Origin of the sequence: Chitinophaga ginsengisegetis (assembly GCF_900168065.1) — a bacterium.
GTDB lineage: Bacteria > Bacteroidota > Bacteroidia > Chitinophagales > Chitinophagaceae > Chitinophaga > Chitinophaga ginsengisegetis.
Genome location: NZ_FUZZ01000004.1, coordinates 62,516 through 84,285, shown reverse-complemented (window position 1 = coordinate 84,285; position 21,770 = coordinate 62,516). Strand labels below are relative to the sequence as shown.

The following is a 21,770-nucleotide window of genomic DNA, read 5'->3' as shown; positions in this document are numbered from 1 at the left end:
AGTGGATATCAAGCCAGATTTACTGTTCCGGGTGGTGAAGGAAATGTTAAAATAATTTTAAATTTTAATTTTTCTTTACCCGACGTAACTCTAAGAGATTCATACCGTTACCCGTGAATCCGGAGATGTTTGGCTGTACCAGTCGTACTACTTCATCATAGAACAGGGGCACTATTACGGCGTCTGCCATGATCAGGTTGTCCATCTCGCGGTATTGAATGTACCGGATACTGTCGTTATTTTCCTCCAGGGATGTTTCATAGAGCCGGTCGAACGCCGGGTTATGATAGCGGGTATAATTCGGCGGCGCCGGGTTTTTACTGTAAAACATAGCCAGGTAGCTTTCTGCGTCGGGGTAATCAGCGATCCAGCTGCCGCGGAAAAACAGCGCCTGTGATTTAGCGGTTTGCTCCAGCAGCAGGCTTTTCTGCACCACTTCCACCTGGATGCGGATGCCAACATTTTCCAGCTCATTGGCCACGTAGTTGGCGAGATCGGCGTAGATGGGAATAGACAACAGCTTGATAACGGGTAGTCCTTTTCCATCCGGGAAGCCGGCTTCGCGGAGCAGTTGCCGTGACATGGCCGGGTTCCAGGGATAGCCCTTTACTTTCTGGGCGTCGAAAGAAGGCAGCCCGGCGGGCACAAATCCTGCTGTAGCGGCGGTGCCTATGCCATTGCGGAGGTAGGTCATCATTTTCGTACGGTCGATACCGTAGTTAATGGCCTGGCGCACCTTTTTCCAGCGGAGCGGCGACTCCTTTACAAGCGCATTGGTGCTGTCCGCAAGAATTCCGAGGTATTCTGTATTCAGATAAGGATGTTTGCTCAGCACCATTTTGCCCTCCCACTCCTTCCGGAGTTTGCCTTGTTTGGTGAGCACTTCATCTTTAAAGGAGGCGTCTATATCGTTCATGAAATCCAGTTGCCCCTGGCGGAACAGCAGGAACTCCGATGCTTTGCTTTCGAGGAAGCCTACCTGAACGGCTTCGAGGTAAGGCAGGCGATGGCCGGTGTCATCTGTTTCAAAGTAAGCAGGGTTACGGTGCAGCACCAGCGCCTGTCCTTCGTCCCAGAGGAAAAAGCGGAATGGCCCGGTACCACAGGGATGGTTGCGGAAGTCTTTCCCGTATTTCTCAATGGCTTCATGTGGCACAATGGAGCAGTACTGCATACTGAGAATTCCCAGCACCGGGTGGAACGGCCGGTAGAGCGTGAGTTCAAAGGTGGAATCGTTCAGGGCTTTAAAGCCGCTGTCGGCGGAGAGCTTGCCGTTGAAGATCCAGGCGCCGGGTGAGGCCGTGGCCGGGTCCATGATACGGCGGAGACTATACACCACGTCGTGGGCCGTCATCCGGCGGCCTTTGCCTCCGGGGAAGATGTCGTTGTCGTGGAAATACACGTCTGTCCGGAGATCAAATGTATAGGTGCGGTGATCGGCGGACTCGCGCCACTGTTTGGCCAGCGAAGGGCGGATCACCAGGTTGGTGTCGGGTTCTACCAGCGTATTGTACAATTGCTTTACCGCCCATATTACTTCCTGGCTTTTGGCAAATGCGGGGTCCAGGCTGGCAAGTCCGTTGGTACTGTTATACCGGAATACCCGCAGCGACTGTTCTTCCGGGCTACCGCATGCCCCAAGTAAGAGGCTGCATAACACTGCAAGCCCCCATCTGCATATAACCACCTGACAATAACAACTTTTCATTTGGCAGTAAATTAATATCTTTCAGGTTAAAATATACGAATAAATATGCGCGGCATACCAATGCTTTGTATGGCCCTTCTGGCAACATTAACTGCAGGGGCACAACAGTTCAGCAGGGCTGACACGCTGAGAGGCAGTATCACTCCTCAGCGCGCCTGGTGGGATGTTACCAGTTACGACCTGCATGTACAGGTAAACCCGGACGACAGCACCTTCAGCGGCTTTAATACCATTACCTACCAGGTGCTGAAAACCGATTCCGTGATGCAGATAGACTTGCAGGTACCTATGGTGATAGACAGTGTGGTACAGGATAAGAAGTCGCTCACCGTTATCCGCGACGGCAATGCCTGGTTTATAAAGATGGTGTCGCTGCAGGCAAAAGACAAATCAAAAAAGATTACCGTGTATTACAGCGGTAAACCCCGCAAGGCATTAAAAGCTCCGTGGGATGGTGGCGTGGTATGGGCTAAAGATGAAAAGGGCCGTCCGTGGATAGCCACTGCCTGCCAGGGTTTGGGCGCCAGCATCTGGTGGCCGAACAAAGACACGCAAAGCGATGAACCGGAAGACATGACCATCAGCGTAACCGTTCCGGCGGACCTGACGGATGTATCCAATGGCCGTTTAAAAAAGACCATCGACAACCCCGATGGCACCAAAACCTTTGTATGGTATGTGGGCAGCCCTATCAATAATTATGATGTGGCGGTGAACGTAGGTAACTATATAGAGATGAAAGATACCTGGCATGGTGAAGGCGGCAAACTGGATCTTGGTTTCTGGGTATTGGATTATAATGAAGACAAAGCGCGGGAACATTTCAAAGTGGTGAAGCCGATGCTGAAATGTTTTGAATACTGGTTTGGTAAGTATCCTTTTTATAAAGACAGTTACAAACTGATAGAAGCGCCGTTCCTGGGTATGGAACACCAGAGCGGTGTGGCATATGGCAACAAATACCTCATGGGTTACTCCGGCAGGGATCTTTCCGGTACCGGCTGGGGATTGAAGTGGGACTTCCTCATTATCCATGAAAGCGGCCATGAATGGTTTGGTAACAGTATTACCAGCAAGGACCTGGCAGACATGTGGATCCATGAGTCTTTCACCAACTATTCCGAAACCCTTTTTACTGAATGCCAGTATGGACATAAAGCCGCGGAGGAATATGTACAGGGCATCCGTAAAAATATCTTAAATGATGTGCCCATCATTCCTCCCTATGGCGTAAACGCAGAGGGAAGCGGTGATATGTATTATAAAGGCGCCAACATGCTGCATAACATCCGGCAGATCATGGAAGACGACGAAGCCTTCCGCCAGTTGCTGCGCGGGCTGAACAAAACATTCTACCACCAGACTGTGACCACGCAGGAAATAGAACAGTATATGAGCCAGGTAGTAGGTATGAACCTCAGCAAAGTATTTGACCAGTACCTGCGGCATACTACCATTCCTACGCTGGAGTACCGTTTCAACGGACAGCAGATCCAGTACCGCTGGGTATCTGATGTAAAGGATTTTAATATGCCGGTGAAGGTGAAGCTGAGTGATAACGGGTTTAAGCTGATATACCCCGGAACGTTATGGCGGAGTTCCAATATTACTTTAAGTAACCTGAAGAACTTTGAGGTAGATAAAAACTTCTATATAAATTCCAAACAGGTAAAGTAAGTACACGGATATATAAGAGAGGGATCAGCTGATAGCTGGTCCCTCTTTTCATTTTATCGTTTCAGTAATTTGAAGGCATGACCGGTGCTGTCGTTCAGAAAGCCGTAGGCAGCCCATAAAATAGAGAGAGGTTCTATGCTGCGGCTCATTTCTATCTTTCCCATATCAGCCACATCGAGCCAGCCAATCTGGTGCAGCAGGTTGGTCACTTCCCGTTTGGCATCGTTGTTATTGCCGGCGATAAACATGGTGGGGGCTCCTTCTTTGAAATCCGGGAGCAACATTTTTTCATGGCCTATACAGCTGAGGGCCTTTACCACATTGGCATCCGGAGGCAGCCAGGCTTGTATTTGTTCCCCTGCCGAGTTATTATGACCGATGGTGAAGGTGAGTCGTCCGCTTTCATCGGGGCCTTTGCCATCGAGTGGATTGGTCACATCCACTACTGTTTTGTTTTTGAAGTTCCATATTCCGGCGGCTTCAATGGCTTTTTGGGTACCGGCCCAGCTGGTACAGATCAGCAGCAGTTCCCCGAATTCGGATGCCTGTCTGAAAGTGCCTGCCATTGCCTGTTTGCCTTGCTTTTTTATCCATTGCTGCAGGGATTCCCTCGCGGGGTTACGGGTACCGATTGTAACATGATGTCCTGCCTGAATAAGCCCTTTACCAAGGGTTAATCCTACAGGACCGCTTCCAAGGATACCGATTTTCATGAGCGTAGATTAATTTAAGCAGATGATTGTGCGAATCATGAAGATACTTAAAAAAGCAGAAAGGATAAAGTGATGCTTTATCCTTTCTGCTTTAAATATGCTTTGCCAATGCTTCGGATATACTTAGCGCATGCTTTACACATGCTTAGGACATGCCTTTGACATGGACTTTATACGGAGGGGACGTGGAGGGGACGTGGACTTGATCATACAACCCGCTCCTGTAGCAGGTATCCGAGGAATTTTTGCATGCCCTGTCGCTTCGCCGGCGTTAACGGATAACTGATATTATGAATATAATAAGTGGTAAGATCGTATACTGCGTAAGGGTTTTCGGCTACTACCGCCGGAATATTCTGAATTCCGATACCCGTGGCGTTGTTAAACTCCGTTATAAACGCTGCCGGCAGTTGTTTGTTACTGATCCAGGCGGCGAAAACAAACGGCAGGCTGGTAAAACGCACCCAGTTTTCTGCGAGGTCATATATATATGGCGATACTTTGCGTTGTTCCAGGGCGCGGTCGCCGATCACCAGGCCGGCATCGGTTCCCTTGATCTTGTCCTGGTAATCCCCGTTGGTATCTACAAACTCCACACCAAGCTTCCAGTATTCGTGTACCAGTACTTTGAGCAGCGCTACAGAAGTGCGGCTCTGGTAATCCAGGTAAATACGTTTGATTTCATTTAAAGGCACCTCGCTGTATAAACAAACAGATGCCACTGGTCCTTCGGCTCCGATACAATAATCTGCTATGATATGATATTCCTTTAATTTAGGAATAATGGCTACCGGCACAAGCGCTACGTCTACCTCTCCATCTATCAGCTGCTGGGCTATTTTAGCGGGATAATCCATCGATAATTCCATCATCTCCATCACCGGATGATTCCTGAATCCATACAATAAAGGCTTCGTATTCAAATAACTTACAGCCGCAACTTTTACTTTCCGTTCCAATTTCAGTAATTTTGAAGCTGCAAAAGTAATTAAATCCCGGTTAACAAGTTCCAAATGAATAATTGTGGTCCTGTAAATCAGGATTTAGGGAGAACTTGCAGCCATTCAAACATGTTAATAGTAATACTGGAATACATACATTATGCAACTACAACCTTTAACTGCCATTTCTCCGCTGGACGGGCGCTATCGCAAGCAACTGGACGAGCTGGCCAATTATTTTTCTGAATTTGCGTTGATCCGTTACCGTGTGATGGTAGAGGTGGAATATTTTATTGCGCTCTCCGAGCAGAAGCTGTTTACGCTGCCGAAAGCCAAGTTCCCCGCCCTGCGTAAAATTTACCAGGAGTTCACCATCGAGAACGCACAACTGATCAAAGACACAGAGAAAATTACCAACCACGATGTAAAGGCAGTTGAATATTTTCTGAAGAATGAATTGAAGAACCTGGGTTTGGAAGACAAACTGGAGTGGGTGCACTTCGGTCTTACTTCACAGGATGTAAACAATACCGCTACCCCGCTGTTCTGGAAAGACGCCATAGAACACGTGTACATGCCTGCACTGGCCAATATGATCCTGGAGCTGAAGAAGCTGGGATTGTCCTGGATGAAAGTACCGATGCTGGCGCGTACCCACGGTCAACCAGCCTCCCCTACCATTTTGGGTAAAGAGATCCTGGTGTTTGTAGAACGGTTGGAAGGACAGGTGAACCTGCTGGGGCATATTCCTTTCGCAGCAAAGTTTGGCGGCGCTACCGGTAACTTCAACGCGCATCACGTAGCTTTCCCCAAGATCAACTGGGAAAAGTTTGGCGAGAAGTTCGTGAATACCACGCTGGGCCTGCAACGTATGAAGTATACCACGCAGATTGAGCATTATGATAACATCGCTGCTCAATTTGATGCGCTGAAACGGATCAATACAATCCTGCTTGACTTCTGCCGTGATATATGGACTTATATCTCTATGGATTATTTCAAACAGAAGATCAAGAAGAATGAAGTGGGCTCTTCTGCCATGCCGCATAAAGTGAACCCGATTGATTTTGAGAACGCAGAAGGCAACCTCGGACTGGCGAATGCCCTGTTTGAGCACCTGAGCGCCAAACTGCCCATTTCCCGCCTGCAGCGCGACCTGACCGATTCCACAGTATTGCGTAACCTCGGCGTTCCGTTTGGTCATACCCTGCTGGCTACCAAATCTATTCAGAAAGGACTGAGTAAACTGATCCTGAATGAAGCCAAGCTGAAAGACGACCTGGAAAATAACTGGGCGGTAGTAGCAGAAGCCATTCAAACTGTATTACGTCGTGAAAACTATCCGCAGCCATATGAAGCACTGAAAGAGCTGACCCGTGGCGGAGAACAGATCACGCAGAAAAGCATGCATAAATTTGTGGATGGACTGAAGATCAGCGCTGCCCTCAAAAAAGAACTGAAAGCCATTACGCCACACAACTACACCGGTTTGTGGTAAGCATAAAACATAAAAGCTCCGTCTTGTAAGACGGAGCTTTTTTTTTACTTTCTGACTCCCGAAAGCAACTTCCTGTGATCAATGCGTTTAGTAGCGTAATAGCCGCGGTTAAACAAACGCTGTCAAATGTGTATTAATTTTTACTCCCCTGTTTCTTTCTTTGTTACTGGTATCGCCGTTGTTCATCTCTCCTGTTGGTATAGATAAAGTGCCTGCACAGGTCGCGCTGACCATTGCACCAGATCTTTTCAGAGAAAATGTTTTGCCTGAAATCTACCGGGATACCGGGGGTATATAACAACTCAGGGGTAGGTTCTAAAAGCTGGTACAAAGATATATAATATCATAGTATTAAAGAATAATCACAGGCATTTTTTTGTTAATAACTGGTTAACGATCTGAAGCGGGAAACCCGCGTTCAGAACACATCTTTCAGGTGTTCCAACTCATAATTTTCTCCTGAAAATGTGATGGCAATAATATCAAACCGGATGGCTGCCGGGTTAAGGTTATAATACAGGAGATAGTCGGTTGCCACGCTGCGGATATGTTCTTCCTTGCGGGCGTTCACGGCTTCTTCGGGCCAGCCGAAGCGATCTGTACTGCGTGTTTTTACTTCGATGAAATAAATCTGTTCGTTTTTCCGGGCGATGATATCTATTTCCTTCCTGCCGGATTTCCAGTTTACATGCAGGATGGTACAATACCGGCTAACATAAGCCTGTGCAATTGATTCGCCCTGTTGCCCCAGGGACAGATGATTGGCCATTTGCTATTGGGTTTGGGTATTACAAACAACTGCCTGAATAATTTACTTCCTGGTGCGGGGGAATTATTTACGGTTAACACCTATTTTTGCAGGCATATAAAATTATCGATTCTCTGCTATTTAACAAGTAAAACAGATTACTATATATGAACTTATTCAGACTGGAAGGAAAAGTACAGCATTACGCATGGGGCGGATATAACTATATTCCTGAGCTGTTGGGAATTGCCCCTTCAAATCAACCCAGTGCAGAATACTGGATGGGCGCGCATCCCAGCGCTCCGTCCACTATTACTACCGCCAGCGGGCAACTGCCGCTGAATGAGCTGATTGGGCAGGACCCGGCCAACATTACCGGTCCGGCAGTATGGGAACGGTTTAAGGAGCTGCCTTTTCTTTTTAAGATCCTGGATGTAAAAGACATGTTATCTATCCAGGTACACCCTACCAAAAGTGAAGCGGAGAAAGGATTTGCAAGAGAAAACGCCGAAGGTATTCCTTTGAACGCACCAAACCGTAACTACAAAGACGATAACCATAAACCTGAAATTATGGTGGCCCTGAGTGAGTTCTATCTCCTTCATGGCTTCCTGCCACATGAACAATTACTGAACGTGCTGAAAACCGTTCCGGAATTTACTTCACTGGTAAGCATATACGAAAAAGAAGGTTACTATGGCCTGTATAAAAATGTAATGGAAATGCCGCAGTCGCTGGTGAATATCATTCTCCGCCCGCTGACAGACCGCATGATCCTTCCATACAAATCCAACAAGCTGTCGAAAAGCGATCCTGGTTTCTGGGCTGCCCGTGCGGTTTTGAATGATCCTAACAGCAGGGAAAAACTCGACCGGGGCATCTTCTCTATTTACTTCTTTAATATCATGCAGGTACAACCCGGCGATGCAGTGTTCCAGGACGCCGGCATTCCACATGCATACCTGGAAGGCCAGAACGTAGAGCTGATGGCTAATTCAGACAATGTGCTGCGTGGCGGTCTTACCCCGAAACATGTGGATGTACCGGAACTCCTGAAGCATACCCGCTTTGAAGGGGTACAGCCGAATATCATTAAAGGCGATGTAAGCGCAGATGGACTGGAAAGAATTTATCCTTCCCCCGCGCCGGACTTTGAGGTGAGTAAAATTGATCTTACTGCCGGACAGGTATACAAGCATACCGCCAAAGCTGCGGAAATACTGATTGTAATGAAAGGTAACGTTACTATTAAAGGCGAGGATACATTGACTTTGCAAAAAGGACAATGTGCTTTTACAGCCTATGGCGCCACTTATGAAATCAGTACTGATGGTGAGGCGGAGTTGTTTAAGGCAACGGCTGGAGTGTAGTGGAGGAACGCCTTCGGCGTTGAAATTGTCTTGGAACAGGATTACGCTGATTTTACTGATTAGTCTGATTTTTAGTTTTAGGATTTCTTTAGATTTTTTATAAAAGATTAGGGGAGATAATGTGAATACTCACTTTATCTCCCCTAATCTTTAAAAATCAGTGCTGATCAAATCAAAAAAATCAGTAAAATCAGCGTAATCCTGTTCCAAGACAATTTCAACGCCGAAGGCGTTCCCTCAAATAACGATCACTGTTTTTCCTTTCCCTTTCGCCTGGCGGCTCAGGACAATGGCAGCCGGCACATCTTCCAGTTTAATTTTATTTTCTACAGGGATCGTAAGCGCACCCCGGTCGATGGCCAGTGTTAAGGTATCCAGCGAAGCGGCGCTACCTTGTGTTTCAAAGTTGCCTCCGCGGATATTCCTGTCTTTCAGGGCATTTTCTTCTGCTACAAATTGGGTGGTAAATGCAGTGCCGCCGGGTTTCAACAAGTCCAGGTTCGCCTCAAATCCGTCTGTTTTACTTACCAGGTCTATCAGCCCATCGAGTCCTCCGGGGAACTGTTCTTTTACCTGTTCGGTTAATGGCGCTTTTTTATAGTTGACAGTTATTGCAGCGCCCAGTTTCTTCATTCTTTCAGCGCCGGCTTCATCTGAAACAGTGGCAATTACCTGTAAACCCTGCGCAGCAGCCAGTTGTACCGCAAACGAGCCAACGCCCCCGGTGGCGCCGTTGATCAGCAGTGTATTTCCTTCCTGGAGATCCAGTTTATCCAATAGTTGCTGGGCGGTCATACCGGCAGTGGGTACCGCAGCAGCTTCAACGGCCGACAGGCTGGTTGGCGCTTTGGTAATCCCTGATTTTTCAGGCACGATGGCGTATTCGGCATAAGAGCCTTCGCCGATGGGCGAATGAATAAACTGACCGTAGATCTTATCACCTGCTTTAAACCGGGTAACGCCCTCTCCCACTTCTTCCACGGTGCCTGCACCATCTACGCCCATGATGAGCGGAAACTGGTGTTTGGTTTTCCCGTCGTCCATAATGCCATCGATCATTTTCCAGTCGAACGGATTCATCCCCGCTGCGGCTACTTTTACCAGTACAGTGCCTGGTCGTACTGCAGGTTTCGGCAGGTCCATCACCACAGGAATGTCTTTGAATTTTGATACGGCTACGGCTTTCATAATTATGTTTTTTTAATGTAGAAAGATGCTTTCATGGTTACAGTCTCGGATCTACCGGTTCGCTCTCCAGCGCTAAAATACCAAATACGCATTGATGTACCGCCTGCAGCGATGCATTATTTACAAACCGGTCGAGCCCTTCGAGGCCCAGTGCGAATTCACGCAATGCCAGGGAGCGTTTGCCCGACAGCTTGCGGCTGCGCAAACGGTGCAGGTTTTCCGGTGCGTCGTATTCAGGACCGTAAATGATGCGCAGGTATTCTTTTCCGCGGATCTTTACAGCGGGCTGGATGAGTCCTTTTTCATCCCTGGCCATAAAGGTGGATGGTTTGATCACCATACCTTCGCCACCGGCGGCGGTAAGATTTTCCCACCAGGTGACGGCAGCTTTTTCACTGGCTTCATTTCCTATTTCCACTTCCAGGAAAGGGGTAGCAATCAGTAATTGTTCATCACCAGCGCAGATACTTTTTATGGCAGACAGGTGCCATTCATGGTCTTTATCGAAATACGTTTTGCCTTCCGTGGCCATGATATGAAACGGCGCCAGCTTATAATCGTCCAGCGACTCCACCGGCCAGCAATACTGGCGATATGCCTTTACGTAACTGCTGGTTTGTTTGAGACGGCGGGAATACTTTTCCAGCAACGCCTGTGCAGGTACGCCCTGTGTAATGGCCTGCTGCAACGCATCCACCACTACGGGCAACGCCTGCCCTGCGGCAGTGCCAACGGTTGCGTACTGGTTTTGCAGTAATGCCTGGGCTTTTGCGCTCCAGGGCATCAGCTCTGCATCCAGGCATACCCAATCGGTTTCAAAGGTTTCGTAAAAGCCGGTGCTGATCAGCGCTGCGTTGATGCGGGCAATGAAGTGCTGTTCCGTTTGTTTATCGTTGAAGAAGCTGCGGCCCGTTCTCGTATATACCACACCGTTACCTTCTCCTGCAACGCCAAAACGTTTTACAGCCGTGGCTTCGTCGCGGCAAACAATTACCACCGCGCGCGAGCCCATGTGTTTCTCTTCACAAATTACTTTTGCTATACCTGCTTCTTTATAATATTGCAGGCCCTCCGCAGGATGCTCCAGCATTCCTTCTTCCCGGCTGGTTTCAGCGGGCGACATGGTGGGTGGCAAATATATGAGCCACCTCGGGTTGATAGTAAAACGGCTCATGGCTTCCAGTGCCGCAATATTGTTCTCTTCCCGGATAGTGATACTATGACTGTAGTTTGTCTGCAATATTTTCTTCCCGATAAAATCTTCTATGTCCAGTACATTATCGTACTGCTGCTCCAGGCTTAACGCGCTTTCCAGGTTGTAGCCAATGGGACGGGCAGGCTCGGCGTACTGCTCCTGTGCAGGTACTGACACCAGTATCTTTTCAGGGTAACGCAGTGCGGTAAGGGTAGCACCAAATACGCAACCGGTATCTATGTCGATAGTGTTGTTTAAAAATTTGGCTTCCGGAACCGGTGTGTGGCCGTATACCACCATTGCTTTGCCTTTGTATTCCAGCGCCCAGTTATATCTTACCGGCAGGCCGAATTCATCTGTTTCACCGGTGGTTTCACCGTACAGGCAAAACTCTCTTACTGCGCCGGAGCCGCGCCCCTGCATGTTTTCCTTTAACCCGGCATGTGCTACCACCAGTTTACCATCGTCCAATACATAATGACTCACGAGGCCATCCAGGAACTGTTTCACTGCCGCAAGGAACTCCGGTGTTTCACCTGCCAACTGGGCTACCGTTGCTTCGAGGCCGTGCCGTAGCACTACATTCTTTCCATTCAGATAGCGGAGCAGTTTAGCGTCATGGTTGCCCGGTACGCAGAGCGCGAGGCCATTGTTTACCATGTTCATTACCAACCGCAGTACCTGTGGTGACTTCGGACCACGATCTACCAGGTCGCCTACAAACACGGGTTTGCGGAAACGCGTGTATCCATCTGCGTTAGTAGTGAGCGGTGCGCTGATCAGGGTATAGTTTTCTTTATCTACTTCGTAGCCCAATGTACCCAGCAAGGTACACAGCTCATCGTAGCAACCGTGTACATCTCCTATGATATCAAAAGGTCCGTGTTCATCTTTCTTATTATTGTACAACGGGTTACGGGTAACGGTTTCCAGCTGCTCCACCTCTTCCGGCGAGTGCAGTTCAAAGATGTGACGGAAACCTTCGTCCCGGAGGTAGCGGACACCGCGCCGGAGCTGGCTGATCTGTTGCGGGATCACGTGCGTACCGAAATTACGGTCGCTCCGCAGGTTGTTGCGCTCCTGGCATACTTTCTCCGACATATTGAGTACAATGGCCACCGGGAGTACATGATACTCGCGGGCCAGCCGCACCCATTCCTTGCGCGCTTCCGGCTGCACATTGGTGGCGTCTATCACGGTGAGCAGCCCCAGCTTCAACCGTTTTGCGGCTATAAATCTAACTACTTCAAAAGCATCGGCGGAAACCGCCTGGTTGTTTTCATCATCGCTGATCAAGCCCCGGCTCACATCCGACGAAACAATTTCGGTAGGCTTAAAAAAGCGGCGGGCAAACGTGGACTTACCGGCGCCAGATGGGCCGATCAATAATACCAGTGATAATTCCGGTATGGAGATATGTGATAATTGTCTATTTCTCCGGGACATAAAATTCGTCTCTTATTCTGATTAACAGGCTGGCGGCCAGCTCCGGGTCCGGGTGATCCGGAAGATCGGAAGCGGCATACAGCTGTTCCATGTCATTTAATTTTTGGGTGGCCATATCCAGCAGTTCGTCGTATGTAAACTCCCCGTTGCGGATACGAAGCAGAAAATCGCGGTCGTTGCGATACACCCGTACTTCCTTGTATCGTGCAATCTCTTCAGCCATTGTGAGCAGGCGGAAGGTATGCATCATGTGCTTGCTGTCGTAGTCTGCGCCGAGTTCCCGGTTATGTTCGTAGCGGGCTTCATTGCGCAGCTCCACCCACTCCCAATAGGATGCAAAGTCTTTGCAATACACCGTATAGCCGTCTTTGTTAAACTGCATAATCGCCAACGGGTCCGGCCCTTTCGGGATGCTGCTGAGTTGCACATCATTCGCATCGGCACCGGAGAAGATCCCTTTAAAGGTAACACCGGGTTCAAACTGGCTGGTATGATACAACGCGTATACATCCCGGAAATGGTCTATCCGCGCAAGGCCGCAATCGTTTTGCGAGAGGTTGTTTTCGTGTAGCCACTCCCGTAAGGGAACACTGCGGCTGCCTGCAATTACGTAGCAAAATTCAGTTACGTCTTTCCTTTCTGTTCCATGCGACTGATTAATCTTTTTATTCAGTCCTTTTGCTTTCTTTATCTGTGTTTTGGCGTAGCCTGCAAAAGTTTCCAGGCATAGCTTCGACAGGAAGTCTTTTGGCTGAATGAGGTTCATCAGCGGATGCCGGAACAACTGGTTGCCATTTGCAGTACTCAGCAGTTCGAGGATATTAGGATTGTTTTTATCCAGCAGTTCCAGGAAACGTTTTATTTCAAAGTATACTTCATCGTTGCTTTGATTGGCCACCTGCGGGGTGTAGGTCATCCCATACAGTTCGCTTTGCGGTAAAATGAATACGCCTTTGATATCTGTATCTGACGTGGGTACCTGCAGGTTATACGCCTTGCTGCCGCTGATGCATTCCAGCAGGATGTACTCCCGTTGCTGTTGCAGTGCTTCAAAAGTCATACGAAATATATTTCCGGAAAAGCATATCCAGTTCTGCAGTATCGTTCTTTATGGCCGGTAATTCTGCTGCCTGCATTCTACAATCTTCCAGGGTATATGCCATCCACTGGTGCAGTACAGGATCAGGCGTTACCGTGGCTTGCTCATCCGCAGTGGCTTTTAGTTCCAGCAGTTTATCGATGATAGCCTGAATAGCATTATCTGTAATTAACGTACGTAACGGTTCCAGCTCCATCGGCGGCACACCTTTACCGGCAAGGATCCACTGGCAGGCGAGCATTGGGCGCAATACATAGAAGTACTTCTTCAGCTTGATGGCTTCTCCCTGTAATTCGTTGGAGAAAACATTGAAAGCCATAGAGAGATAATGATGACAACCTGAGCGTGGTGAAAAGTACTTTTCCATCAGGCTTGTCATTGTTTGTTTAAAATCCGTTTCTTCCTTGTAGATGATGGGCGACTGTAACCATTCGTACAGCGGGGCATTGGATTTCAGGAACAGCTGTAATCCTTTGCGGATATCCCATCCGCTTACATCCAGCACTTCATCTACCGGTAATTCAATTACATCGCGTGGTTCAGTGATACTCAGGTAGCTATCCCTGTGACGGGTATAAATATAGCGCACATCGTAGTCGCTGTCGGGAGAAGCAAATCCCCATGCGCGGCTGCCGGATTCGCAGGCATACAATACTTTTACCTGATGCTGTTGTTCCAGTTCCTTTATTTTCTCTAATATAATGTCTCTCATAATGATCGTTTAAATAAGGCCAGCTGGCTGGGTCCGCCCAGTGTTTCATCTATTTCTCCAAGTGGCCTGAAAGATACAATATAACCAAATTGTGCGGCTACGCCGTTGGCCCACGTTTCAAATTGTGCGCGTGTCCATTCAAAACGGTGATCTCCATGCCGGAACGAGCCAGCAGTAAGCTTTTCATACATCACATTATATTCTGCATTTACCGTGGTAATAATCACATGGGCAGGCCGGGCGTATTCAAATACTACTTTTTCCAGTGCCTGGAGGCGGGATTCGTCCAGGTGTTCAATCACTTCCACCAGTACGCCGGCATCAAAACCTTCCAGGCGTTTATCCCTGTACGTTAGTGATCCCTGGATGAGCTGTATGCGGTTACGCTGCATTTCGGGGAGGCGGTCGAGCTTCACTTTATCCAGTGCAATTTCGAGTGCGCGATAGCTTACATCCATTCCCAGGATCTTTTTGAATTGTGATTTCTCCATCAGCAGGCGGAGCAGTTTCCCTTCCCCGCAACCCATGTCTGCTACCGTGGATACATTTAATTCCTGGAGTATATCCCTTACCGTTAGCAGGCGGAGGTCATGCAGTTTTACTTTATCTTTCGCCGGTTTTTCCTCTACGGGTAGTACTTCGTCTTTCATGATCAGCTCCAGCGCCTGTTTGGCCAGTGGCGCAATATTACGGAGGTAGCGGCGGGTAATGAGTTCTTTGGCCGGATGCGCATCCAGCCAGCCCTCTCCTTTCTCCATCAGCTTTTCTATTTCATGGCCGCCTACGAAATAATGTTTGTCGTTGTCGCAAACCGGCACCAGGATATACAGTTGTTTCAGGATTGTTTTCAGCGGCAGTGTATGGCGGAGGGTTACATTGAAGTAACGGCTCTGGCCCCATGCGGGATATTGTTCATCCAGCAGGTGTGCCTGCACATTCACTTCATAGCCCAGCGGCTCAAAGAACTGGCGCAGCAAAGGTTCACCGCCCTTCACCGGTAAAACAGACAATCCAATTTCAAACGGAATGGCTTCATCCACCAGGTGTGGCTTGTCTTTGCAACGGCCGTTCATAGCGGTGGCATAAGCCTGCGATATAGCCGCGCTCATAAACGACGACGCTACGTATGGACGGTCGTTTACATATTGTTCCAGTGCAAAGTCGTGGCCGTTCCCGTTTCCGCGTACCAACCTTACCGGATCAATGTCCAGCAATAACGCGGCGGTGCAGGAATGGTCTGTTGCTTCCGGGTAAAAGATGTGTGCACTCCCTGCGGTCAGTTCAACGGTTTGTACTTTTGCGGGATGTTTATGCAACAGATAGCCCAGGTCTGTGGCGGGGTAACGTTTGGTGGTAATAGTTAATAACATCGGTCAACTGCATTTCTTCACTTAAACATTCATTTTATATTATGGTGCCGAAGATATTATTTTTTGTGTGAGAATCATGTTAAAATATTTTGTTATTAAAATTAGTCTACTATATTTGTAGACTTATATTCAAACCTTTAAATTTTCCGGTTATGTCTAATCAGCCATTACATTTTGACACGTTACAGGTGCATGCGGGTTATCAGCCTGAATCCTCTACCCATGCGGCCGCGGTGCCTATTTATCAAACCACCTCCTATACTTTTGAGAGCGCGGAACATGCGGCGGATCTTTTCCAGCTGAAGCAGTTTGGTAATATCTACACCCGTATTATGAACCCCACCACGGATGTATTTGAAAAGAGAGTGGCAGCGCTGGAGGGCGGCGTAGGCGCGCTGGCCGTGGCATCCGGACAGGCGGCGCAGTTCATTGCCCTGCATAATATCCTGTTACCGGGAGATAATTTTGTGACTTCCTCTTATCTGTATGGCGGCACCTTTAACCAGTTTAAAGTGAGTTTCAAGCGCATTGGTGTAGAGGCACGTTTTGCGGATCTTGATAAGCCGGAGAGCTTTGAAGCATTGATCGATGAAAACACAAAAGCGCTTTATGTGGAAACCATCGGTAACCCGGGATTTGCCATTCCGGATTTTGAAAAGATCAGCGCCATTGCGCGCAAACATGATATTCCGCTGGTAGTGGATAATACTTTTGGCGCGGCAGGTTACCTGGCCCGTCCGCTGGAGCACGGTGCCAACGTGGTGGTAGAAGCCGCCACCAAATGGATTGGCGGGCATGGCACCAGTATTGGCGGTATCATTGTGGATGGCGGCAACTATAACTGGGGCAATGGCAAGTTTGTACAGTTCAGTGAACCGGATGAGGCTTATCATGGTATGAAGTTCTGGGAAGTATTTGGCTCGCACAGTCCGTTTGGCAACATTGCCTACATTATCCGGGCGCGTGTGGCCGGCTTACGCAGCTGGGGACCGGCACTGGCGCCACAAAACTCTTTCCTGTTCCTGCAGGGGCTGGAAACCCTCTCCCTCCGGGTACAGCGGACGGTAGATAATGCACTCGCCCTGGCACAGTGGCTGCAACAACATCCGCAGGTGGAATCGGTAAACTACCCGGGCCTTCCAGACAACAAATACCATGCACTGGCGAAGAAGTACCTGCAAAATGGCTTTGGCGGCGTATTGAGTTTTAAGATCAAGGGAGGAAAAGAAACGGCCGATAAATTCGTACAGGCGTTAAAGTTAATTTATCATCTTGCCAATGTAGGCGATTCCAAAACGCTGATCATCCATCCTGCTACTACTACCCACCAGCAGCTGAGCGAAGAAGAGCAAAGGAAAGCGGGTGTAGCGCCAGGCGTGCTGCGCATTTCGCTGGGTATTGAACATATCAGCGATATTAAGGGAGATCTTGAACAGGCATTCCAAACGGTAGCTTAAAAATAGTGTGGTGACTTTTGTGATGGTCCGCAAAAGTCACCCTTTAATCGCCATCTCCTTTCCCCAGCTTTATTTTCACTTTACCATCCTTTTCCGATACTGCATGCAGGTGTATAACAATCCCTTTCCTGCTGCGTTTGCGCTTCTCTGCACTGTCCGTGATGGCCGAATCTTTCGCCGGGTTTCTTAACGGAATATCCAGGTTGATATTGGTGCCTCCATCTATTCCGTATACCCCGTTCACATCAATATTTATGGCGCTGGAAGCGATGCGCATGGGTGGGATCAGTATTTTATTGCCCTGTACCTGGAAGGTGTTGGACAGATTATCGATGGTGATGCTATCCAGGCGGCGCTTGCGGAAGGCGAAGTTGCCGATATCTGCGAGCGGCCCAAAGTTAATCAGGGCGCCGTTCTTCAGGTTAAAGTTGATGGTACCGTAGAGGGAGTTTTTAGCAAGACTCCCATTATCCAGTACATTCCCTTTCAGGTTCACCTTTGCCGATACATTTCCTCTCAGGTTATCTGATTTCAGGGCTGACATTCCGAAGTTATCAAATGCATAGAACAACTGGCTGATGTGCACGTTGTTCACCGTAGCATTCATGTTAAAGTTGTTGTTATTCCCCTGTTGGTGCATCACGCCGGCCAGCTGCATATTTCCACCTGCATGCTGCAGGGCGATCTGCTTTAATAGTATATCCGTATTCGTTAGTTGTACGGAGGCTTTAACATTTTGCGCAGCGAAACGCTGAAAGATGATCTTATCCAGCTGCACCTGCATGTTTACATTGCTGGACGCCAGCACTACATCCAGTTGCCGGTTCACGCGGGTCATTTTGGCTTTCTGCTGGCTGCGGGATGGTTTGGCTTTTCGCCGTGGCGCCAGGAAGCTCTTGAATTCATTCAGATCTACCAGCTGGCTTCGGATATTCCAGGTGAGTTCAATTTTATCCGGTGTGGTAAAATAGAGGTTCAGGAGGTTCTTCACCATGCCGTTCATTTGCAGGCTGCTTTTCTGTGTTTGTATGTTGACATTTTCCAGCATCAGATCCTGCCCGGTAAAACGCAGGGTGGCGCTGGCATCATGAAAAGACAGGCTACGCGGCAGGTAAGTAAACGCGCCTTGTTTTACCTGTACCACCCCTTGCAGGGAAGAAGGGGTATTATCATTGGCCAGTACGGGGCCTGTGTAGTACAAATCTGCGTTGGCGTTACCATCTTTGAATAAGATGGGGCTTTCCCCGGTATCGCTGTTCAGGTTAGTCAACGGGAAATTTGACCGGAAGTGGCCGTGGAGCAAAGGTTGCTTCAGGTTCACCACGCGGATAGTATCCGCTTTCAACGGTACTCCTGCCAGCGTAGCGCTCAGCTGAAAAATATTGACGGCGGAGTTTTCATCATTGTGACCCTGCCCCTGTAACACCTCGTTATTAAACCTTCCGGTGAAATTACAGTTGGTCCATTCGCCCATTGTAGTTACCAGTACGTTATTAGTCGTTTTCCAGGTGATAAGTACTCTGGGCGTATCCCTGTATTTCATATGTCCGTTGAGGTTAGCCTCAGCGTCCAGTGGTTTGGTGAGGGTAATGCTGCTTAATTTGGTGCTGATAGTGGGCGGCAACCAGGAGGCCGCATCATGCAGCAATACCTGGTTGGCATTAATTTTCAGCTGGAACGGCGGCGGCTTTTCGCTAAAGCCAAACTGCCCGGTAATGAGCACCGGGTGGTCATCTATGCGGATCTCCTGTGATGGTATCGTGAGAATCTTTGTGCGCTTATTGAATATTACGGAGAGGTTTAATTGCAGTTTTTTATCTTTCAGATAACTTCCTTTAACGGTGTTGAAAGCAAAACTTTTAGACAGGATATCCGATATTATGGTAACCTGTACACTGCTGTCCGTGGCACTCACCTTGCCATCCAACTGGCGTATATCCAGTTGGAATAATTTAAACTTCTGCCGGTTATCTATAATAAAACTGATGTTCGTTAGCATCAGTTTTTTGATGCTGGCATCTTTTGCCCCATTGCTTTTCTTCGCGGCCGATTTCCGTTGCAGCACATATGTGTTGGAATAGCCGGTGGTATCAGTATACAGGAAGATGGTACCATCCTGCAGGGTGATTTCATTTACATCTACGTGCTTGCGTAACAGTGATAACGTGTTTACCCGTACGAAAATGTAGTTAACATCCATCAATGGATGATGATGTTGCTGAAAGAGGCTGTCTTCCAGTACTACTTTTTTCAGGGCGATAGATACATTGGGAAAGCTCTTCCACAGGGAAGGTTCCATATCAGCGATACGGATATTCCCGCTCAGGCGATCATTGAGCTGGGCCGTGATCTGTTTCAGGAAATTGTCTTTATTGGCATGTATGTACCAGGTCATACCCAGGATTAACAACACCAGGAGTGCTATAAATATACCGCCGGTAATAAGGATGATCCTGAGCCATTTTCTCATGTGGTAAAGGTTTATCTGCTATAACAGCTGAGCTGCTAAACAGTTCACCAACCCATAAAAACCATGCCCGTTCCACAGAGTGTAACCGCAGCGCCGCTGATGGCGGCCATATATCTTTCCGTAGCAACGGGTTTCATGAGGGAAAACCCATAGTATCCCAGCAGTACCATAATGATCATGGTGAGAATGGTAAAGAAGGTAAAAGTAGCGATCAGCATTACAATGCCGGGTACAGATTGTTGCGCGGCCGGGTAAAACAATAACGGCAGCAAGGGTTCAGAGGGCCCCATTACGAATATCACAAACAGGATCCAGGGCGTTACGCGGATCCTTTTCTGCGGCGCTACGTAGGCTTCATTATGACGATGCTGATAAACATACATATCGCCATCGTCGTATACATCAAAATGTTTGTGTGGCCTGTTGGCGATGGCTTTATACAATCCCCAAATGAGGTAAAAAAGCCCCAATATCAGCAATGCCCATCCCGCAATGCCGCCACGTACTTCTGTGATAGCGGTAAAGCGCGATAACTGCCATCCCAGCACTACGCCGATCATCCCGATCACGAGCGAACTCATTACGTGTCCGAGGCCGCAGAGGGCCGTCCACCCGATGGTTTTAGCCACCGACCATTTCCGGGTACGGGAAAAAACGATAAAAGGCACATAATGATCCGGGCCGGAGGCCGTATGAAGACAGCTGATGGTAACTGCTGTTAGTAATAAACTGTTATCGATAAATGACATACTACTGTTTTAAACAGATAAAAGCTTTGCCAGTTGTTGCTGACATTCAAATAGTTGTTCCCCGCTATGGCCCAGCATTCTTACCATGATACCGTTGCCGGCGGTGCGTGTAACACCCGCCAATATGCGGGGTTGTTCTTCCAGGTAACGGTGAAGCCTGTCCGCAGTTTCATTAAGGGCTTCCTTTTCATGGGTATCGAAAAACAGGAAGGTAGCCTGGTGCGTGTATTCTTCCATCCAGCCCATTGCCTCAAAACTGGTAACGCCGGGTTGCATCAGGAGGTTATCTCTTAGCAGCAGCTGTTCTCCTGAAAATACCTGCGTGATGGTGTGCAGTTTTGTAAAGCGGAATACTTCCCCGTTTAACTTCCGGCCGCAGGTAATGATCTCTCCCCAGATGAGGCGGCAGTTATTTGCGAGGTGCAGGTTCGTATAGCCGGTGTAGGTAGCCTTTTCATGCGGCACCAGGGGGTGCGGCAAAAAGGTGAATGTGCTCCCGGTTTGCAGCCGTACGCGCATTTCCTGTGTAGCACCGGTTTCCATATTAAACAGCCGCTGGTACGCCTGCGTTTGCAGGTGTAAAGCCGTGCCTGCGGCAACGGTAATATCCAGCTGGTAATGATCTTTATCCAGCATTCCCGGTGAAGAGCTCATCATCATGAGACGCAATACCGGGTCGCTGCGTTCTTCCCGCACATTAGCCACTTTAAAAGGCCGTGTGCAGTAGCATTCCTTCAGATAGGTGCCACTGTCTCTTTTACCCGTCAATATCTTCAGTTCACTGATCATGTTAAGAGATTGGGCGCTGCAATGTCTTCCAGTAATACGTATCTTTTAATCCAGTTGATCACATCTTCCAGCCCGGTGCCGCTCATGAGGTCTGTGAACACGAAAGGCTGTCCCCCTCTCATTTTGCGGGCATCCCTTTCCATTACGCCAAGATCCGCATGTACATAGGGGGCAAGGTCAATTTTATTGATGACGAGCAGGTTGGAGCGGGTAATACCCGGACCACCTTTACGTGGGATCTTATCTCCTTCCGCTACGTCTATCACAAAAATGGTGACATCCGCCAGATCGGGGCTGAAGGTGGCCGACAGGTTATCGCCGCCGCTTTCTATGAAGATGATTTCGATATCCGGGAAACGGCGTACCATTTCTTCCACGGCTTCGAGGTTCATGCTGGCATCTTCACGGATAGCGGTATGCGGGCAGCCGCCGGTTTCCACACCGATGATCCTTTCCGGTGGCAACAGGCTATTCTGCGTGAGGAACTCCGCATCTTCCTTTGTATAAATATCGTTGGTGATAACGGCCACCTGGTAGTGTTGCGCCATTTGCCTTGTCAAGCGCTCAATGAGCGCTGTTTTCCCGGAACCTACAGGTCCGGCCACTCCTACTTTTATATATTCTCTGCTCATGGTTTCAT

At 48.6% G+C, this 21,770-nt stretch carries 18 protein-coding genes; 4 read left to right on the top strand and 14 right to left on the bottom strand.

Annotated features, from left to right (window positions below; all coding sequences use genetic code 11):
• Nucleotides 1-64 precede the first annotated feature (64 nt).
• A complete protein-coding gene (locus B5Z18_RS22965; protein WP_079471871.1) occupies nt 65-1,708 on the bottom strand; it encodes an ABC transporter substrate-binding protein in 1,644 nt (547 codons plus the stop codon).
• A 45-nt stretch (nt 1,709-1,753) separates the two neighbouring features.
• Between B5Z18_RS22965 and B5Z18_RS22960 the strand changes: the two genes are divergently transcribed.
• Nucleotides 1,754-3,385 (top strand): M1 family metallopeptidase, encoded by a 1,632-nt coding sequence (locus B5Z18_RS22960; protein WP_079471870.1) that lies wholly within the window; start codon nt 1,754-1,756, stop codon nt 3,383-3,385.
• A gap of 53 nt (nt 3,386-3,438) precedes the next feature.
• Here B5Z18_RS22960 and B5Z18_RS22955 read toward each other — a convergent pair whose 3' ends face one another.
• Together B5Z18_RS22955 and B5Z18_RS22950 are read right to left on the bottom strand one after the other, a co-directional pair.
• Entirely contained in the window at nt 3,439-4,098 is a 660-nt protein-coding gene (locus B5Z18_RS22955; protein WP_079471869.1) for an NADPH-dependent F420 reductase, read from the bottom strand.
• Between the two features lie 206 nt (nt 4,099-4,304).
• Complete coding sequence (locus tag B5Z18_RS22950) at nt 4,305-5,057, bottom strand: menaquinone biosynthetic enzyme MqnA/MqnD family protein (RefSeq protein WP_079472474.1); 753 nt, start codon at nt 5,055-5,057, stop codon at nt 4,305-4,307.
• 142 nt (nt 5,058-5,199) lie between these two features.
• Between B5Z18_RS22950 and purB the strand changes: the two genes are divergently transcribed.
• Nucleotides 5,200-6,537, top strand: coding sequence for an adenylosuccinate lyase (gene purB / locus B5Z18_RS22945; protein ID WP_079471868.1), 1,338 nt, complete (start codon nt 5,200-5,202; stop codon nt 6,535-6,537).
• Between the two features lie 163 nt (nt 6,538-6,700).
• Here purB and B5Z18_RS32575 read toward each other — a convergent pair whose 3' ends face one another.
• Nucleotides 6,701-6,868 carry a hypothetical protein gene (locus B5Z18_RS32575; RefSeq protein ID WP_159454397.1) on the bottom strand — a complete coding sequence of 56 codons (168 nt, stop codon included), beginning with the start codon at nt 6,866-6,868 and terminating at the stop codon, nt 6,701-6,703.
• An 87-nt stretch (nt 6,869-6,955) separates the two neighbouring features.
• On the bottom strand, nt 6,956-7,306 hold the full coding sequence (locus B5Z18_RS22940; RefSeq protein WP_079471867.1) for a YraN family protein: 351 nt from the start codon (nt 7,304-7,306) through the stop codon (nt 6,956-6,958).
• 146 nt (nt 7,307-7,452) lie between these two features.
• On the opposite strand from B5Z18_RS22940, the gene manA reads away from it, so the two are divergent.
• Nucleotides 7,453-8,655 carry a mannose-6-phosphate isomerase, class I gene (gene manA, locus B5Z18_RS22935; protein ID WP_079471866.1) on the top strand — a complete coding sequence of 401 codons (1,203 nt, stop codon included), beginning with the start codon at nt 7,453-7,455 and terminating at the stop codon, nt 8,653-8,655.
• Nucleotides 8,656-8,892: 237 nt separating this feature from the next.
• On the opposite strand, the gene B5Z18_RS22930 is transcribed toward manA, so the two are convergent.
• Genes B5Z18_RS22930 through B5Z18_RS22910 form a run of 5 tightly spaced genes read right to left on the bottom strand, consistent with a single transcriptional unit; the run spans nt 8,893 to nt 15,665 of the window.
• Nucleotides 8,893-9,843 carry an NADP-dependent oxidoreductase gene (locus tag B5Z18_RS22930; RefSeq protein WP_079471865.1) on the bottom strand — a complete coding sequence of 317 codons (951 nt, stop codon included), beginning with the start codon at nt 9,841-9,843 and terminating at the stop codon, nt 8,893-8,895.
• A 37-nt stretch (nt 9,844-9,880) separates the two neighbouring features.
• Complete coding sequence (locus tag B5Z18_RS22925; RefSeq protein ID WP_079471864.1) at nt 9,881-12,484, bottom strand: polynucleotide kinase-phosphatase; 2,604 nt, start codon at nt 12,482-12,484, stop codon at nt 9,881-9,883.
• Nucleotides 12,468-13,544 carry a DNA polymerase beta superfamily protein gene (locus B5Z18_RS22920; RefSeq protein WP_079471863.1) on the bottom strand — a complete coding sequence of 359 codons (1,077 nt, stop codon included), beginning with the start codon at nt 13,542-13,544 and terminating at the stop codon, nt 12,468-12,470. Before B5Z18_RS22920 ends, B5Z18_RS22925 begins: the two co-directional genes overlap by 17 nt.
• Nucleotides 13,534-14,295 carry a nucleotidyltransferase domain-containing protein gene (locus B5Z18_RS22915; protein WP_079471862.1) on the bottom strand — a complete coding sequence of 254 codons (762 nt, stop codon included), beginning with the start codon at nt 14,293-14,295 and terminating at the stop codon, nt 13,534-13,536. The genes B5Z18_RS22920 and B5Z18_RS22915 overlap by 11 nt, the downstream gene beginning before the upstream one ends.
• Entirely contained in the window at nt 14,292-15,665 is a 1,374-nt protein-coding gene (locus tag B5Z18_RS22910) for a 3' terminal RNA ribose 2'-O-methyltransferase Hen1 (protein WP_079471861.1), read from the bottom strand. Before B5Z18_RS22910 ends, B5Z18_RS22915 begins: the two co-directional genes overlap by 4 nt.
• A 152-nt stretch (nt 15,666-15,817) precedes the next feature.
• Here B5Z18_RS22910 and B5Z18_RS22905 point away from each other — a divergent pair, with 152 nt between their 5' ends.
• Nucleotides 15,818-17,122 carry an O-acetylhomoserine aminocarboxypropyltransferase/cysteine synthase family protein gene (locus B5Z18_RS22905; RefSeq protein WP_079471860.1) on the top strand — a complete coding sequence of 435 codons (1,305 nt, stop codon included), beginning with the start codon at nt 15,818-15,820 and terminating at the stop codon, nt 17,120-17,122.
• 43 nt (nt 17,123-17,165) lie between these two features.
• Here B5Z18_RS22905 and B5Z18_RS22900 read toward each other — a convergent pair whose 3' ends face one another.
• Genes B5Z18_RS22900 through ureG form a run of 4 tightly spaced genes read right to left on the bottom strand, consistent with a single transcriptional unit; the run spans nt 17,166 to nt 21,762 of the window.
• Entirely contained in the window at nt 17,166-19,592 is a 2,427-nt protein-coding gene (locus tag B5Z18_RS22900) for an AsmA family protein (protein WP_079471859.1), read from the bottom strand.
• Between the two features lie 44 nt (nt 19,593-19,636).
• Entirely contained in the window at nt 19,637-20,341 is a 705-nt protein-coding gene (locus tag B5Z18_RS22895; RefSeq protein ID WP_079471858.1) for a hypothetical protein, read from the bottom strand.
• A gap of 9 nt (nt 20,342-20,350) precedes the next feature.
• A complete protein-coding gene (locus B5Z18_RS22890) occupies nt 20,351-21,130 on the bottom strand; it encodes an urease accessory protein UreD (RefSeq protein ID WP_079471857.1) in 780 nt (259 codons plus the stop codon).
• Nucleotides 21,127-21,762, bottom strand: coding sequence for an urease accessory protein UreG (gene ureG / locus B5Z18_RS22885; RefSeq protein ID WP_079471856.1), 636 nt, complete (start codon nt 21,760-21,762; stop codon nt 21,127-21,129). The genes B5Z18_RS22890 and ureG overlap by 4 nt, the downstream gene beginning before the upstream one ends.
• Between the last annotated feature and the right edge of the window lie 8 nt (nt 21,763-21,770).

Coding starts and splice junctions, on each gene's coding strand:
- B5Z18_RS22965 (WP_079471871.1), bottom strand. CDS start 1,708: ATGAAAAGTTGTTATTGTCAGGTGGTTATATGCAGATGGGGGCTTGCA.
- B5Z18_RS22960 (WP_079471870.1), top strand. CDS start 1,754: ATGCGCGGCATACCAATGCTTTGTATGGCCCTTCTGGCAACATTAACT.
- B5Z18_RS22955 (WP_079471869.1), bottom strand. CDS start 4,098: ATGAAAATCGGTATCCTTGGAAGCGGTCCTGTAGGATTAACCCTTGGT.
- purB (WP_079471868.1), top strand. CDS start 5,200: ATGCAACTACAACCTTTAACTGCCATTTCTCCGCTGGACGGGCGCTAT.
- B5Z18_RS22940 (WP_079471867.1), bottom strand. CDS start 7,306: ATGGCCAATCATCTGTCCCTGGGGCAACAGGGCGAATCAATTGCACAG.
- manA (WP_079471866.1), top strand. CDS start 7,453: ATGAACTTATTCAGACTGGAAGGAAAAGTACAGCATTACGCATGGGGC.
- B5Z18_RS22930 (WP_079471865.1), bottom strand. CDS start 9,843: ATGAAAGCCGTAGCCGTATCAAAATTCAAAGACATTCCTGTGGTGATG.
- B5Z18_RS22925 (WP_079471864.1), bottom strand. CDS start 12,484: ATGTCCCGGAGAAATAGACAATTATCACATATCTCCATACCGGAATTA.
- B5Z18_RS22920 (WP_079471863.1), bottom strand. CDS start 13,544: ATGACTTTTGAAGCACTGCAACAGCAACGGGAGTACATCCTGCTGGAA.
- B5Z18_RS22915 (WP_079471862.1), bottom strand. CDS start 14,295: ATGAGAGACATTATATTAGAGAAAATAAAGGAACTGGAACAACAGCAT.
- B5Z18_RS22910 (WP_079471861.1), bottom strand. CDS start 15,665: ATGTTATTAACTATTACCACCAAACGTTACCCCGCCACAGACCTGGGC.
- B5Z18_RS22905 (WP_079471860.1), top strand. CDS start 15,818: ATGTCTAATCAGCCATTACATTTTGACACGTTACAGGTGCATGCGGGT.
- B5Z18_RS22900 (WP_079471859.1), bottom strand. CDS start 19,592: ATGAGAAAATGGCTCAGGATCATCCTTATTACCGGCGGTATATTTATA.
- B5Z18_RS22895 (WP_079471858.1), bottom strand. CDS start 20,341: ATGTCATTTATCGATAACAGTTTATTACTAACAGCAGTTACCATCAGC.
- B5Z18_RS22890 (WP_079471857.1), bottom strand. CDS start 21,130: ATGATCAGTGAACTGAAGATATTGACGGGTAAAAGAGACAGTGGCACC.
- ureG (WP_079471856.1), bottom strand. CDS start 21,762: ATGAGCAGAGAATATATAAAAGTAGGAGTGGCCGGACCTGTAGGTTCC.